Raw genomic sequence first — 15,375 nt, 5'->3', positions numbered from 1 at the left:
TTGCAACTTCATTTACGTGCCACGTAGCGACCGCCGCAGCGTGTGGAGTAGCTGCAGCTTCGACATCGGCGTGCGTCTTCATGCTGCAGCGCACTCACGCGTAAACACGGAGTTTTGCGTCTTGCAAAGCCGTGTAGAGTGTGCGCAAAGAATATAAATATGCACAAAAAATCATCTTAGGCATTTCTTGTGCACATTGGCGACTTCGTAAACGGTATGGAGGAGACGACGGTGAAAAGGTGGGTCATTACGTCAATTGCCTGCGCGACCGCGGGTCTGGGCCCGGTATCGTGTGCCTATGGGCAAAGCAGCGTGACGCTCTGGGGCTTGCTCGATGCAGGTGTGTCATACATCAGCAATACCTCGGGCCACCCTGCATGGCGGCTCGACGACGGCATCGCGTTGCCCAACCTGCTGGGATTTCGCGGGACCGAGGATCTCGGTGGCGGCACCCGCGCGGTGTTCCAACTGGTGACGCAGTTCACGCTGCAGGGCAATCTCGTCGCTCAGAAGAGCAACGGGAGCGGTACCGGAACCGGGCTTTTCGCGCGCAATGCATGGGTCGGCCTCGATAACGCGCGCTTCGGCAAGCTCACGCTCGGGCGCCAGTACGACTTCATGGTCGACACGCTGTTCGCCGATGTCGGGGCCGATATGGCGATGTACGGCGGCGGATTCTACGGCTTCCGGGATGGTCCGTTTGCGAAGCTCGGCATTCCCGATTCTCCACCGAACGAGGCGTTCGACTTCGACCGCATGAACGGCGACACGCCTCTTGGCAACGCGGTCAAGTACACGAGTCCTTTGCTGGGAGGATTCCGGTTCGGCGGAATGTACGCATTCGGCGGCGTGACCGGGGATTTCCGCCAAAACAGCGCGGAAAGCTTCGGTGCCAGCTACAGTGCCGGCGCGTTTGCATTCGGCGCGGCCTATACGGACGTGCGTTATGCGTCATTGCTCGGTGACAGCATCAGGAACTACGGGCTCGGCGCGAAATATCGCGGCGACAAACTGCTGCTGACGGCGCTGTTCACTGACACGCGCAATACGCACAACGGCGCGGTTGTCAACGCGGCGGAGGTCGGCGCACTGTATCAGTTCACGCCGGTGTTCTCGACGAGCCTCGCCTATACCTACATGTGGGGGAATGAGGTTGTCGACCGCAATCACGCCCATCAATGGGGGGCCGTTGCGAAGTACCATCTGTCGAAGCGGACGGCCGTCTATCTGCAATCGATGTATCAGCTGACGAACGGGGGGGCGAATGCGTCGATCAACGGGACGTTCGGCCCGTCGAGCAATCGCTCGCAGTTCATCGGCCGGATCGGCATGCAAACGATGTTCTGATTGGTTCTTGCGACGGCGGCGCGCGTCGTCGTCGCAATGGAATTCATCCGCGCGCGGCAGTATCGGATACTGCGCTCGACTTACTGTACCGATGCCAATTGCCGTTCCAGTGCGGCGGCAACACGCGTCAACGTCCCTTCGATATGCTTGCGCAGCAATTTCGCTGCCTTGTCCTTTTCCCGCCCGATCGCCGCTTTCATCAGCGCCTCGTGTTCCGCGCCCTTGTGGCGTTCCTCCGTCCGATGGAGCGCCGAGTAGCGCCGATAGCGTTCGGCGCGGTCGAACAGCGATCCGACCATGTTCAGCAGCAGCGGGCTCGGCGTCGCGGACAGCAGCGCCATATGGTAGGCGCGATGGCGCTCCGACCAGTCGTCGTCGAGGGCCACCGGGCCGGTACCCATCCGCTTTTCGGCGAGGCTCAGCCGATGGAACGCCGTCAGCACGGCAACTTCCCAGTCGTCGTCGCCATGCTCGATGGAATCCATTAGCGCTTCGTGTTCAAGCAGGATGCGCAGGCGCGTGATGTCCTTGAAGTCGTCGATACTGATCGGTGCAACCCAAAAGCCGCGATTCTCGGTCGCCTGCACGATTCCGTCCTGCGCGAGGCGGTTCAGTGCTTCGCGAATCGGTGAACTGCTGAGACCGTAGATCTTCGACAGACTTTCGACTTTCAGGCGCGTGCCTGGCTCCAGTTCACACCGGATGATCGAGGTTTTCATCCGTGCGAAAGCAACATCGATGAGCGGGGCACCATTGGAGGCAGGTGTCGAATCCATGGCGTGGCATTCCGGATTGTCAATGCGGTAATTTTATGCGCAAAGCGCGCTTCTATGCAAGATTGACTCGAAAGGCTCGTCGAACAAAAAAAGCGCTCGGGCAAAGCACCGAGCGCTGAAGGCTGTTACATGATGCGCGTTCCGGATCAAGGGCTCGTTGCCGGCGCCTCAAGTGCTTGCGAGCCGTTGGTCGCTAGCGCGGCCACGAGCTCGTCGAGCAGCGCAAGCGCTTCCTGCAGCTCACGGCAACCACCGTACACATAGTGATCGGGGCGGGCGAGAACCACACGGCAATCGTGTTGAGCCATCCAGCCGGTCAGCACGCCACTGACGTCCTGATACGTATCCGGCGAGGCATCGGGCGCGAGCGCGTCGGGCCCGATCGAGACGAACCGGATCGCCGGATACTGCAGGCGATCGCATGCCTGCCGAAGTTGCGCGACGGTCGCGACATCAGTACGTGCGTCCACCGCGAGCCGGAAGGTCGCGCCGGTCACGTCGTCGAGCAGGCGCTCGTCGCCGGTGGACGTCCGCACGCGTGGTTGCGGAAACAGCAGCCCGCGTGGCCCGTCGCTCGAAGCGGACAGAAAGCCGTCGCTCAATCCCGGGATCAACGATTGCCGGACCATTCCCTGCGGATTGGCGGCCATCTCCGCATGCAAGCGCTCGTCGCGCGCGCTGGCCGCGACCGGATCGCGTTCACAGATCAGCTTGCCCAGTTCCTTCGTCACGAGTGTCGTGCGCTTGACGTGCGGCAACCGTTCAGCCTGGTAACTGTCGAGCAGTGCCGTACCGGCCTTGCCACGCGTAACCATCGCGAGCTTCCAGACGAGATTGGACGCATCCCGGATGCCTTGACACATTCCCTGCGCGAGGAATGGCGGTGTCATGTGCGCCGCGTCGCCGAGGAAGAATATCCGCCCGGCCCGCCAGCGGCGCAGCACGAGCGCGTGAAACCGGTAGGCGGATGCACGCCAGATCTCGTATTCGTCGTCGGCGAGCCAGCGCGAGATCAGCTTCTTCACGAACTCGGGCCGGCAGGCGTCGGCAGGCGTCTCGTCCGCGTTGATCATGAACTCCCAGCGGCGGCAGCGGCCGGGGCCGACGACGAACGTCGACGGGCGCGCGATCTCGCAATACTGCACGTTGGTTGCCGGCAGGCTCTCGCCGGCACCGTCTTTGATCATCACGTCGACGACGAGCCACGGCTCGTCGAAGTCGAGATCCTCCATGTCCAGGCCGAGCCGCGTACGGATCGGGCTCGTTCCTCCATCGCAGGCCAGCACATGGCCCGCGGTGAACGTGCGTTGCTCGCCCGACGCCAGCGAGATCGTCACGGATGCGGCATCGTCGTGCGATTCGACCGCGGTCGCTTCCGCACCGAGCTCGACTCTGACCGACGGGTAGCCGGCGAGATTGTCGCGCAGGATCCCTTCGATTTGCGGCTGCATGAACACGTAGTTCGGTGCCCAGCCGAGCTGGTATGGCGGGGCTGCCGCGTCGATGCGGCGAATCACGCGCGTATCGGTCGTCCGGTATTCGGACGGGCGGTACGGCATCACGTATTGCGCGATCCTGTCTGCAATCCCGAGGTTGGCCAGGATCCGCATGATTTCCTGGTCGAATCCCATTGCCCGCGGCTTGTCGTAGACAGTGGGCGACTTGTCCACGACCAACGTGCGCAGGCCGGCCTGACCGGCCAGGTTGGCGGCGACTGCACCGACCGGGCCGAGACCGACAATGATCAAATCGAAGTCCACATCTCCTCCATGTTCATATTCGTTCCGCCAGAACCGACCACGTTCGCCCGGCGGTGCGGGCGGGTCCACCGGACCGTCGCCCGACTGATCTCAGTATGCCTTCGTGTAGGCGGTCTTGACGGTCGTGAAGAATTCGGCGGCGTATCGGCCTTGCTCGCGCGAGCCGTAGCTCGACGACTTCGTGCCACCGAACGGCACGTGATAGTCGACCCCCGCGGTGGGCACGTTGACCATCACCATCCCGCTGCGCATGTGTTGCCTGAAATGCGTCGCATGTTTCAGAGACGTCGTACAGATGCCGGCTGACAATCCGAACTCGCTGGCGTTCGCGATCTCCAGCGCCTCGTCGTAATCCTTCGCCGGGATAGCACACGCGATCGGGCCGAAGATCTCCTCGCGCGCGATGCGCATCGTCGGTGCCGCATCGGAGAACAGCGCCGGCGTCAGAAAATGGCCTCGTGTGCTGCGGACGACGGTCGTACCGCCGCAGATCAGCGTCGCCCCTTCATTCCGGCCGATTTCCACGTACGCTTCATCCAGTCGCAGTTGCTCGCTGTCGACAACGGGTCCGATTTGCGTGTCGGCGTCGAGCGCATGCCCGACGCGGAGTTGCCCGAGCGCCTCCGCAACACGGTTGACGAAGCGCGTGTAAATGCCTTTCTGCACGATGAAACGGGACGATGCGGTGCAGCGCTGCCCGGTCGAGTAATAGGCGCCCTGTATCGCACAGTCGACGGCGACGTCGAGGTCCGCGTCGTCCAGGATGACGAGCGGATTCTTGCCACCCATCTCGAGCTGCATCCGCTTGAACTGGCGCGCGCCCTGCAGCAGCAGGTTCCGCCCGGTATCGACCGATCCGGTGAACGAGATCGCGTGGATGTTCGGCGAGGCGACCATCGCGTTGCCGACGACACTGCCGCGCCCCATCACGAGATTGAATGTGCCGGGCGGAATGCCGCTGCGGTGGATGATGTCCGCGAGCGCCCACGCGGATCCCGGGACGAGGTCCGCCGGCTTGAAGACGACGCTGTTGCCGTGCGCCAGTGCCGGCGCGATCTTCCAGGCCGGAATGGCCATCGGGAAGTTCCACGGCGTGATGATGCCGACGACACCGACCGGCTCGCGCGTGATATTGACGTCGACGAGCGGTCTGACCGACGGCAGGGACTCGCCGCCCGAGCGCACCGCTTCGGCGGCGTGGAACTTGAATATCTGCCCGGCACGCGCGACTTCGGCAATGCCCTCGGCAAGCGTCTTGCCTTCTTCACGCGATAGCAGCGTACCGAGTTCCGTCTGCCGCGAGAGCAATTCGCTGCCGATCGCGTCGAGTGCATTCGCTCTGGCCTGGATGCCGTTGTTCCGCCAGCCGCGTTGAGCGTCGCAAGCGGCGTCGATTGCCTCGTGGGCCTGCTCGACATCCGCGTGCGCATAGTCGCCGATCGCGTCGTCGAGATCGGACGGATTGATGTTGCGGCGTGAAGTGGCGCCGGTGCGCCACGACCCGCCGATCAGATTGCACTTCATGACCAGTGATCTCCCCCAGTTTCGCAGGGTGGCGTCCGCCTGCCGTCGAATGCGGCGGACGCTACGGATTGGTATGTCTATTCGTCGAATGCGGTGCGTTGGGCGGCGATGCGGTCGCGCATTGCCGCGATCCATGCGTCGCGCGTCAGGAAGCCCGGGCGGCGCTGGCACATCGCTTCCGTCCGTCTCAGGACTTCAGCGCTCGGGAGATCGAGATCGAGCGGCTCGCGACAAGGCTGCGCGGTGAAGAACGGGCTGTCGACGTAGAGTTCGATCGGATTGCCTTCAGGATCCTTGAAATAGATCGACCACGCGTTGCCGTGATCGACTTGCTCGATACCGGCGACGCCCGCACGTTTCGCGCGTTGGTAATACGTGCGCAGATCGTCCAGCGAATCGAGCAGGAAGGAAAGCTGGTTGACCGGGTTGAAGGGGAGGTCGGTGGGCTTTCCATCGAACAACACGAGCTGATGATGGATTTCCGGATCCTGCGTCATGAAGTACAGATTGTGTCCGGTCGACGCGACACCCTTGTCGCTGATCACGAACCCGAGTGCCTTGCGGTAATAGTCGACCATCCGGTCGAGGTCGCTGCAGAAGATGCCGCAGTGAGTGAACTGAATTTTCGGCAGTGCCGCCATGATCGTCTCCTGATTGTTCGAGTATCGCTCACGCTTCGTCGGCCACCGGGTTCGACAGCGTGCCGATTCCCGGAATCACCACGTCGAAGGTGTCACCGGGCTTCAGGAATACCGGCGGCTGACGCTTGAAGCCGATCCCGCTCGGGGTGCCGGTCGCGAGGATGTCGCCCGGCTGCCAGTCGAGCGCCTGCGATACGTATGCGATCAGGGCCGGAATGTCGAAGGCGAGTTCGGACAGCTTGCCGATCTGCATCTGTTCGCCATTCAACAGGCCGTGTACCGAGAGTTCGCGGTAGTCCGGAATTTCGTCGGCCGTGACGAGCCACGGGCCGAGCGCGCCGGTGCCGCGGAAATTCTTGCCCATCCCGTACTGGTGCGTATGGAACTGCCAATCACGGACGCTGGCGTCGTTGAAGCACGTATAGCCGGCAACGTGGCTCATCGCGTCTTCCGGTGCGATATGCGAACCGCCGCGGCCGATGACGACCGCGAGTTCGGCCTCGAAATCGAAATTGTCTGAAATGGTCGGACGAATCAGCGGCGCACCGTGCGGCAACAGGGTTTCCGCGTAACGATGGAAGATGACAGGGTACTTGCCGACCGTGCGCCCGGCTTCCGCTGCGTGCGCGACATAGTTGATGCCGACGCAGATGATCTTGTTCGGGCGTGGAATGACCGGCTCGAGCTCGACATCGGCCGACGGGAAATCCGCGGCCGCGGCCGCGGCGACGAGCCGGCGTGCTTCGTCCAGCGCCGCGTCATCCGCGAGCAGTGAAGCGAGATCGGCCAGCGCCGGCATGCGCGACGCGAGATCGACGATCCCTTCTTCCTTGATTGCACCGAAAGCGGCCTTGCCGGCCCGGCGATACGACACGAGTTTCATTGCTCCTCCGTTTGGGCATAAAACATGTTTTTATGCATATTACATCGGAATGGATATAATGCAAGCACGGGAGCACAAACTGGCTCCCGGCGATCCGAACAATTTCCGTGGAGCAGAAAGATGCCGCTGGTCAATGTCAGAAAGATCAAGCTCGATGTGGAGGAGGTCTGGCACGAAGGGGGGGAGCGCGTGAGCGAGCCGCTGCGGGTTGCGGTCGCGACCGCCGTCGTCGCGAATCCGTATGCGGGGCGGTACGAGCCCGACCTGCTGCCGTTCATGCAGGCGCTGCGCGAACTCGGGCATGACCTCTCGTCGCGCCTCGTGGTGCTGCTCGGCGGCGCGGAGAACGTCCAGGCGTACGGAAAGGGCGCGATCGTCGGCGAGGATGGCGAACTCGAGCATGGCGCCGTATGGCATGAAGCCGGCGGCTGGGCGATGCGGGAATCGCTGGGCCAGCCGAAAGCAATGGTGCCGTCGGCCAAGACGATCGGCGGCGTCGGTACGCGCCTGATGGTTCCGCTGGGCCATATTCAGGCGTCTTATGTCCGCAGTCACTATGGCACGTGCGAGCTAACCGTCTGGGATGGCCCGCGCCGCAACGAGATCGCGTTCGCACTCGCGATGGCGACCGGCGGGCGCGTGCACGCGCGACTGGGCGGCCTCGCGGCGTCGGACGTCAAGGGTCTCGACGGCCTGCGATGAAGTTCAGGCGGAATCTGTGTTTTTGTGCATAAAAATTGATATCATGCATTGAGCGTGGTCCGTGTCGCGGGTAGATGGCCGGGCCAGTGACTGTGTGTGGCGAATACACGAAGAGTGATAGACCGGAGACAGACATGACGAAGATGATGCGAGCAGCACGTATGCACGATGTCGGCGCACCGATGGTGGTGGAGGACATCCCGGTGCCGTCGCCGCGGCCGACCGACGTGCTGGTGAGAGTCAAGGCTTGCGGGATCGTGCCCAACCTCGGCAACGTGCTGAGCAACTGGCAGAAATGGTTTCCCCACCTGCCGCTGCCCCGGCTGCCGGCGATTTTCGGTCTCGACGCGACGGGCGTGATCGAGGAGGTTGGCAGTCAGGTCCATGCGTTCAACGTGGGGGACCGCGTCTATGTGAATCCGGCGCGCTATTGCGGCGGTTGCCGCGCGTGCCGCTCGGGTGATACCACGGCCTGTCCGTACTACACATTCAACGGCTATTTCGGGTTCAGCCAGCGATCGCAGGCCATCTTCGACGACTATCCGTACGGCGGGCTGTGCGAGTTCATGACCGCGCCGCAATACAGCCTGGTCAAGATACCCGACAACCTGAGCCATGAGACCGCGGCGCGGTTCGGCTATCTCGGCACCGCCTATCGTGCGCTGAAGAAGGCGGAAGTCGGGCCGAGCAGCACGATCCTGATCAACGGCATCAGCGGGACGCTCGGTATCGGGGTTGCACTGTTCGGGCTCGCACTTGGCGCGCGGAAGATTCTCGGTACCGCACGCAACAAAGAGTTGCTTCAGCGCGTGAAGGCGATTGCGCCGGATCGCATCGAGATTCTGGCGCTCGATGACGAGCCGGTCGACGCATGGGCGGCGCGCATCACGCGCGGGGAAGGTGTCGATGCGGTGATTGATGCGCTCGGACCGGGCGCACCGCATACGACGCTGCAAGAATCGCTTAAGACGCTGCGCCGTGGCGGCCATCTCGTCAATGTCGGCGCGGTTGCCGGCGACGTGCCGGTAAATCTTCACTACATGATGGACAACGACCAGCGCCTGAGCGGCTCCGCGTGGTTCACGGCCGGGCAAGGACAGGAAATGGCGGACATGGTCGAATCCGGCGTCGTCGACCTGTCGGTCTTCGAACACTGCACGTTCAAGCTGGAGGACATCAATGTCGCGCTGGGCGGGATCGAGAATCGCAATGGCGGCTTCAGCAACTACGTGATCTGTCCGTAAAGCACATCGACGACACTTCCGCGTCACATCGGCGCCGGGGTGTCGTCGGCCGAAAGCGTTTCCTTACAGCGAGGCAACTCATGCACATTCGACGCGTGGTGACCGGCCGTGATCCGCACGGCCGGTCCGTTGTGGTTTCCGATGGTCCGACACCCCGAACTGTCCTGTTCGACTCCATTCCCGGGCATGCATTCGCACAGGTGTGGACAACTGCGGCATCTCCGGCGCTGGCGACGACGGTCGATCCGACGATCGGAAAAGACACCCTGATTCCGCCGGTCGGCGCGACCAGTCTCCTGGTCGTCACCTTTCCGCCGGATCAGGTCATGGCGGCTCCGCAGTTCGATCCGGCAGCAGCGGCAAACGAATGTGTCGCGCGCATGCCGGATCTTGCAGCGACGTTCGAGCCTGACCATCCAGGCATGCATGCGACCGAAACGGTCGACTATGCGATCGTGCTGTCGGGAGAGATCTGGCTGGAGCTCGATGACGGGGAGGCGACCCGGCTCGGGCCAATGGATGTCGTCGTACAGAATGGCACGCGTCATGCATGGCGCAACTACGGGAACAGCCCGGCGACCGTGGCGTTCTTCATGGTCGGTGCGACGCGCACGTGATGCGCGCGCATGGCCTTTCGATGGTCGATCCGGAGGAAAACGGAATGAGCGAGCCGCTCGATACCCGCGCGCGCCAGCAGCTATTTACCGACGCACGCAGCCAGAACGCGTGGTTGGACCGAGCGGTGCCCGATGCGGTGCTGCGTGACCTGTACGAACTGACCCGATGGGGCCCGACGAGCATGAACTGCTCGCCGATGCGCGTCGTGTTCGTGCGATCGCTGCTGGCGCGCGAAAAGTTGTTGTCGGCTGTTTTTACGGGGAACGTCGAGAAAGTGCGTACCGCGCCGGTCGTTGCGATCATTGCGCAGGATGTGGCGTTCTACACGCAGCTCGACAAGCTGTTTCCGCATCGGCCGGGTGCAGGGAAGATGTTCATCGAGCAACCGGAGCTGGCGCGAGATACATGCTTTCGCAACAGCTCGCTGCAGGGTGGCTATTTCATCATGGCGGCGCGCACGCTCGGTCTCGACTGCGGGCCGCTCTCGGGGTTCGACGCGGCCAGGGTCGATCAGTTGTTCTTCGACGGGACGGCACTGCGCGTGAACTTTCTTTGCTGCCTCGGGTATGGCGATCCGGACGGCCTGTTTCCCCGCAGCCCGCGGCTCGATTTCGACGACGCTTGCGAGGTTCTGTAGGTTATAGGCGCGGCGACGAAGCCAGTTCGCCGCCCATACGCTTCAGCTGAGGCGCACACTCGCGAAACGCCGTTTCGATCGGATGCAGTCACGGTGCGCGCCGGTGATGTCGCGCGCCGCGTGATTGAGCCATGTGCGCAATGTTCTCGTTGTATCGTCGCGCTTCGCCGCTCAGCCATTCCCGAAACGCCGCCAGCGTCGAGCTTTCCGCCTTGGCTTCCGGGTAGATCAGGAAGTACGCATTCCCGGTCGGATGTTCGTAGCGACCGACCTGAACCAGCGTCCCTCTCGATAGTTCGTCCTCGACGAGCAGGCGAGGAATCAGTGCGATTCCGATTCCGCTCGACGCCGCTTCGGCCAGCATCGAGAACAGTTCATACCGCGGTCCGGCCAGGTCGCCTTCCATTTCGAGTCCTTGCGCCGCGAACCACTCGCGCCATGCGTACGGCCGCGTACTTTGCTGCAGCAACCGATAGCGCCGCCAGTCCGCCCGGGTCGGCTGGGTGCGCGACGCGACCAGCTTCGGGCTGGCGACCGCGATCACGCTTTCCTGCATCAGCAAATCGCCGGCCGTACCGGGCCACGGCGCGGGGCCTGCGTGGAGCGACGCGTCGAACCCTGTCGCATCGAACATGAACGGACGCGGCATGGCGGTCAGATTGACGGCGATGTCCGGATGCGTATCGATGAACGCCGGCATGCGCGGCAGCAGCCAACGGGTTGCGAAGGTCGGCACGGCCGCGAGCTCCAGGGTACCGCCTTTGCCGCCCGTCGCCATCATCTCCAGCGCGTCGTATTCGATCTGATCGAGTCTCGATGCCACACGGCGGCTGTACGCCGCACCGGCTTCGGTCAGTGTCACGCCGCGTCGGGTGCGCCGAAACAGCTTCACGCCGAGAAATTCCTCGAGCACACCGATCTGACGACAGATCGCACTTTGCGTGACGGCGAGCTCGTCCGCCGCTTTTGTGAAGCTCTGGTGGCGAGCGGCGGACTCGAATGCGGACAAGGCCGTTGTGGAGGGGATCGTGCGGCGCATGATGCGTGTCCAGGTGAGTAATGAAATTAACGAGTGATATTTTTGCACATGTCGGTGCAAACAAATCGTTTGTTTTGGCGCTACGTGGCGAATAAAGTTGGCGTAACACCTTCACGCGGGCGATCAACAAATGACCAATGCACACAAATCGAATTCGTTTCAATGGGACGACCCGCTGCTGATCGACCAGCAGCTCGACGAAGAGGAGCGCATGGTGCGCGATTCCGCGAACGCATACTGTCAGGAGCGGCTTGCACCGCGCGTGCTGGATGCTTTTCGTCGCGAGGAGACCGATCGGGCGATCTTCCGCGAGCTGGGCGAACTCGGCCTGCTCGGCATCACGATTCCGGACACCTATGGCGGCGCGGGGAGCAACTACGTCAGCTATGGCCTCGTCGCGCGCGAGGTCGAACGTGTGGATTCCGGCTATCGCTCGATGATGAGCGTGCAATCGTCGCTCGTGATGGTGCCGATTCATGCATTCGGTAATGAAGCGATCCGCCAGAAATACCTGCCCAAGCTGGCATCGGGGGAACTGGTCGGCTGCTTCGGGCTCACCGAGCCGAATCACGGTTCCGATCCCGGCGGCATGGCGGCGCGCGCGCGAAAGGTCGACGGCGGCTATCGCCTGACAGGCAGCAAGATGTGGATCACGAACAGCCCGATCGCCGACGTCTTCGTCGTCTGGGCGAAGGACGACGAAGGCGCGATTCGCGGCTTCGTGCTGGAGAAGGGCTGGAAGGGTTTGTCGGCGCCGGCGATTCACGGCAAGGTCGGGCTGCGTGCGTCGATCACCGGCGAGATCGTGATGGACGACGTGTTCTGCCCGGAAGAGAACGCGTTTCCGGAAGTCCGCGGTCTCAAGGGGCCGTTCACCTGCCTGAACAGCGCGCGCTACGGTATCGCGTGGGGCGCGCTCGGCGCTGCCGAGGATTGCTGGCATCGCGCTCGGCAGTACGTGCTCGATCGCAAACAGTTCGGCCGGCCGCTTGCCGCGAATCAACTGATCCAGAAGAAGCTTGCCGACATGCAGACCGAGATCGCGCTCGGTCTGCAAGGTTGCCTGAGGCTCGGCCGGATGAAGGACGAAGGCACGGCGGCCGTCGAGATCACGTCGATCATGAAGCGCAATTCATGCGGCAAGGCGCTCGACATTGCGCGGGTCGCGCGGGACATGCTGGGCGGAAACGGGATCAGCGACGAATTCGGCATCGCACGGCACCTCGTGAATCTTGAAGTCGTGAACACGTATGAGGGTACGCACGACATCCACGCGCTGATCCTCGGCCGGGCGATCACCGGCATTGCCGCATTCTGAGCCGCCATGGAAACGATCGCACAGCAAGGCGCATTGGCCGGCCTCCGCGTACTCGATCTGTCGCGGGTGCTGGCCGGGCCGTGGGCAGGCCAGCTTCTCGCCGATCTCGGCGCCGATGTCGTCAAGGTCGAGCGGCCCCGGACGGGCGACGACACGCGGGCGTGGGGCCCGCCGTGGCTCCTCGACGAAGACGGACAGTCGACGGGCGAATCGGCGTACTACCTGAGCGCCAATCGCAACAAACGCTCGATCGCGGTCGATCTGAGCCGGCCGGACGGTCAGTCGCTGGTTCGGCAACTCGCGCGGCAGGCCGATATCGTGCTCGAGAATTTCAAGGCCGGTGGCCTTGCGCAGTACGGGCTGGATTACGCGACGCTCGGCGCCGAGAACCCGCGCCTGATCTACTGCTCGATTACCGGGTTCGGGCAGACGGGCCCGTATGCGTCACGTGCCGGTTACGACTTCCTGATACAAGGGATGGGCGGCCTGATGAGCGTGACGGGGCGCGCCGACGGCACGGAAGGTGCCGGCCCGGTGAAGGTCGGCGTCGCGCTGACCGACGTGATGACGGGGCTGTATGCGACGGTTGCCGTGCTGGCCGCCGTTGCCCATCGTGAGCGCACGGGGCGCGGACAACACATCGATCTGGCGCTGCTCGACGTGCAGATCGCCGCGCTCGCGAACCAGGCCGCCAATTACCTGGTCGGCGGCATCGTGCCGCGGCGGATGGGAAACGCACATCCGAACATCGTGCCATACCAGGACTTTCCGACGGCCGATGGCCACATGATCATCGCGGTCGGCAATGACAGCCAGTTCACCAGTCTCTGTGCGGTGCTCGGTCAGCCGCAATGGGCGAGCGATGCACGTTTCTCGACGAATCCTTTACGCGTACAGCATCGCGACGAACTGGTCGCGCTGATTGGCGCAGTGACCACGTGCCGGTCGACCGACGAGTGGGTCATCGCGATGGAGGAGGCGGGCGTGCCGTGCGGCCCGATCAATGGGCTCGACCGGGTATTCGCGGACGAACAGGTCAAGGCGCGCGGCATTCGTATCGAGATGCCGCATGCATCGGCCGGCAGCGTGCCGCTCGTGGCGAATCCGATCCGAATGTCCGATTCGCCGGTCCAGTATCTTCGTCCGCCGCCGCGGCTCGGCGAACAGACCGATGAGATCCTGGGCGCATGGCTGGGACTGAGAGAAGAAGAGATCGACGCATTGCACGAGCGAAAAATCATCTGACATCATGATTTCGATATGCGATCCTTCACTGGGCTGGGAGGCAATCTGCGAGGCACGAATGGTTGCCGCGGCTACCGCGAACGCGGACGATGCTTCGGTATGGAGATGGTTTGCGGCGATGCTCGAAGAGCGGCGCATCCGCTGGCGCTTCATGTTCAACGCGTGGGTCGTTCATGTCGACCGGAAGGAAGTCGCGATCGAATCGAGCTTCTATGAGGCGATCCGATCCGCCAAGTATGAATCGGAAGAGCTTGGCCTTGGCGCACTTTAGTATGAGTTGGATTGCCGCCGCGCCGAATATGGGTAGGATCGTGGGCAGGAAGCCATTTGCGATCGCGGGAGTCTTACCTGCCGGCCCTGTCCAAGCGGTGGTTGGAATCGGCTGCCTTCCGCCAGTCATGGCTTTGCGCGCATTCCGGCGGCTTCTGCGGCTCCAAGCGATATGGACGAAGAAGCCAGAAACCGCCCGTCGCGTACGCGGCCGTATCAACGCAATACTCGACGCCGAAATGGTCTTGGGCCATCGCGCCGGCGCGAATCCGGCGCGGTACGTCGATCATCTACAGCTTGTGTTGCCACGCTCGAAGCAGCGTTCGCACGTCAAGCAATCATCCAGCGCTTCCTTGGAAAGAACCGCCAGCGTTCATCCGTGAACTGAAGCAACGGCCCCGGCGGGCTGCGAGCGTTCTGCACTTGCTCATCCTGACATCATGGACTGCGCCTCCTGTCCGTGGTGATCGCTCCATTTCAGGAGCCGACTGCCTGCGGACGTTGCATCGGTCGCCGGTGGCGATTCGACGGGCACAGCCTGGCCGATGGCCGGGGTGTATCGCCCGATGGCGGGCCTTCTTCGACGCCGAGCATCGAGCAAATCCTCCGCGTTTCGATACACGGCGAACGATCCGGCCTATCGCACCGATCGATCCCATCGCCGCGGTCGGTTTTCTTCTCCGTGCTCGCTTCGCATCCCGATCGTTCCGTTCGCATCGCGTCGGCGAAAGCCGACCCGATACAAGAGACTAACCGCCAGGGGACGTCCACCGCACGAGCCGGCAGCAAGCGCGGCACGGCTGTGCGCGGCGCCGCCGTGCGCTTTTTGATTGCAGCACTCCAGCAGACGAGGACATCGTGACTTACACAGGATGCAGGGACGAGATTGCCGGCGGCCTAACCAAGGTGCTGTGGACGGCTTCGCAGCTCGACGACGAAGCCGACTTCGAGGATCTCCTCGAAGCGATCCGCGTGCTTTGGCCCAGGTGGCCCGGGGCGGGGACGGTCGCCGCGTGGCGCTACGTCCGGCGCCAGGCATGGGGCGACGCGCGCCGCGTGCTCGAAGACGACGACACCGAAGCGAAGCGCTCGGGGCTTCATACCGCACTGATGGCGGTGTGTCTGTTCGGCCTCGAAGACCCGCTGTGGCACAGCTATGCGCTCAGCGCGGCCGACCAGCGCGAAAGCATCGAGGGCGCGAAGATCGGCGCGCGTCTGCTCGAGCGTGCCGCCAAGCTCGACGTCGGCGTTCAAGCGCCTGCGTCCACCGACGCACCGGCGAGCACGCACGGCGTGCCGGCCGACAACGGCGGATTCTCCGCGTCGATGACGTGGGTCCGCGCATGAGCATCCGTTTTCACGTTTTCCGCG

At 63.2% G+C, this 15,375-nt stretch carries 16 protein-coding genes; 9 read left to right on the top strand and 7 right to left on the bottom strand.

Annotated elements, in window-relative coordinates:
• The first annotated feature begins 216 nt into the window (after window positions 1-216).
• On the top strand, window positions 217-1,347 hold the full coding sequence (locus JYG37_RS18050) for a porin (protein ID WP_213345683.1): 1,131 nt from the start codon (window positions 217-219) through the stop codon (window positions 1,345-1,347).
• A gap of 80 nt (window positions 1,348-1,427) precedes the next feature.
• Here the strand turns inward: JYG37_RS18050 and JYG37_RS18045 are convergent, their stop codons facing one another.
• The 5 genes from JYG37_RS18045 to JYG37_RS18025 form a co-directional block, all read right to left on the bottom strand.
• Window positions 1,428-2,123 (bottom strand): GntR family transcriptional regulator, encoded by a 696-nt coding sequence (locus tag JYG37_RS18045; RefSeq protein WP_050011193.1) that lies wholly within the window; start codon window positions 2,121-2,123, stop codon window positions 1,428-1,430.
• 146 nt (window positions 2,124-2,269) lie between these two features.
• The gene (locus JYG37_RS18040; protein WP_050011192.1) at window positions 2,270-3,883 is read right to left on the bottom strand and encodes a bifunctional 3-(3-hydroxy-phenyl)propionate/3-hydroxycinnamic acid hydroxylase; all 1,614 of its coding nucleotides are present in this window, start codon (window positions 3,881-3,883) and stop codon (window positions 2,270-2,272) included.
• 90 nt (window positions 3,884-3,973) lie between these two features.
• Window positions 3,974-5,407, bottom strand: a complete 1,434-nt coding sequence (locus JYG37_RS18035; RefSeq protein WP_124638718.1) for an aldehyde dehydrogenase family protein — start codon at window positions 5,405-5,407, stop codon at window positions 3,974-3,976.
• A 77-nt stretch (window positions 5,408-5,484) separates the two neighbouring features.
• Window positions 5,485-6,048, bottom strand: a complete 564-nt coding sequence (locus tag JYG37_RS18030) for a VOC family protein (protein WP_050011190.1) — start codon at window positions 6,046-6,048, stop codon at window positions 5,485-5,487.
• Window positions 6,049-6,076: 28 nt separating this feature from the next.
• Window positions 6,077-6,931: a fumarylacetoacetate hydrolase family protein gene (locus JYG37_RS18025; RefSeq protein WP_124660030.1), complete on the bottom strand. Its 855-nt coding sequence runs from the start codon at window positions 6,929-6,931 to the stop codon at window positions 6,077-6,079.
• A 120-nt stretch (window positions 6,932-7,051) separates the two neighbouring features.
• Between JYG37_RS18025 and JYG37_RS18020 the strand changes: the two genes are divergently transcribed.
• From JYG37_RS18020 to JYG37_RS18005, 4 genes are all read left to right on the top strand, one after another.
• Complete coding sequence (locus tag JYG37_RS18020) at window positions 7,052-7,633, top strand: amino acid synthesis family protein (protein ID WP_089489213.1); 582 nt, start codon at window positions 7,052-7,054, stop codon at window positions 7,631-7,633.
• Between the two features lie 134 nt (window positions 7,634-7,767).
• Window positions 7,768-8,877 carry an alcohol dehydrogenase catalytic domain-containing protein gene (locus JYG37_RS18015; RefSeq protein ID WP_050011187.1) on the top strand — a complete coding sequence of 370 codons (1,110 nt, stop codon included), beginning with the start codon at window positions 7,768-7,770 and terminating at the stop codon, window positions 8,875-8,877.
• A gap of 80 nt (window positions 8,878-8,957) precedes the next feature.
• Window positions 8,958-9,494 carry a cupin domain-containing protein gene (locus JYG37_RS18010; protein ID WP_124638686.1) on the top strand — a complete coding sequence of 179 codons (537 nt, stop codon included), beginning with the start codon at window positions 8,958-8,960 and terminating at the stop codon, window positions 9,492-9,494.
• Window positions 9,495-9,538: 44 nt separating this feature from the next.
• Complete coding sequence (locus JYG37_RS18005; protein WP_050011388.1) at window positions 9,539-10,132, top strand: malonic semialdehyde reductase; 594 nt, start codon at window positions 9,539-9,541, stop codon at window positions 10,130-10,132.
• An 88-nt stretch (window positions 10,133-10,220) separates the two neighbouring features.
• Here JYG37_RS18005 and JYG37_RS18000 read toward each other — a convergent pair whose 3' ends face one another.
• Entirely contained in the window at window positions 10,221-11,171 is a 951-nt protein-coding gene (locus JYG37_RS18000; RefSeq protein WP_124638719.1) for a LysR substrate-binding domain-containing protein, read from the bottom strand.
• 130 nt (window positions 11,172-11,301) lie between these two features.
• On the opposite strand from JYG37_RS18000, the gene JYG37_RS17995 reads away from it, so the two are divergent.
• The 3 genes from JYG37_RS17995 to JYG37_RS17985 are packed head-to-tail and all read left to right on the top strand — an operon-like array spanning window position 11,302 to window position 14,005.
• Window positions 11,302-12,489, top strand: coding sequence for an acyl-CoA dehydrogenase (locus tag JYG37_RS17995; RefSeq protein WP_050011184.1), 1,188 nt, complete (start codon window positions 11,302-11,304; stop codon window positions 12,487-12,489).
• A gap of 6 nt (window positions 12,490-12,495) precedes the next feature.
• On the top strand, window positions 12,496-13,734 hold the full coding sequence (locus tag JYG37_RS17990; RefSeq protein WP_124638687.1) for a CaiB/BaiF CoA transferase family protein: 1,239 nt from the start codon (window positions 12,496-12,498) through the stop codon (window positions 13,732-13,734).
• Window positions 13,735-13,738: 4 nt separating this feature from the next.
• On the top strand, window positions 13,739-14,005 hold the full coding sequence (locus JYG37_RS17985) for a hypothetical protein (protein WP_050011182.1): 267 nt from the start codon (window positions 13,739-13,741) through the stop codon (window positions 14,003-14,005).
• A gap of 73 nt (window positions 14,006-14,078) precedes the next feature.
• Here the strand turns inward: JYG37_RS17985 and JYG37_RS17980 are convergent, their stop codons facing one another.
• Window positions 14,079-14,294, bottom strand: coding sequence for a hypothetical protein (locus tag JYG37_RS17980; protein ID WP_060733617.1), 216 nt, complete (start codon window positions 14,292-14,294; stop codon window positions 14,079-14,081).
• Window positions 14,295-14,862: 568 nt separating this feature from the next.
• Between JYG37_RS17980 and JYG37_RS17975 the strand changes: the two genes are divergently transcribed.
• Window positions 14,863-15,351, top strand: a complete 489-nt coding sequence (locus JYG37_RS17975) for an HrpB1 family type III secretion system apparatus protein (protein WP_050011181.1) — start codon at window positions 14,863-14,865, stop codon at window positions 15,349-15,351.
• Window positions 15,352-15,375: the final 24 nt, after the last annotated feature.

This window comes from Burkholderia sp. LAS2 (genome assembly GCF_018417615.1).
Taxonomy (GTDB): Bacteria; Pseudomonadota; Gammaproteobacteria; order Burkholderiales; family Burkholderiaceae; genus Burkholderia; species Burkholderia sola.
This window is presented reverse-complemented; position numbering and strand designations above follow the sequence as displayed.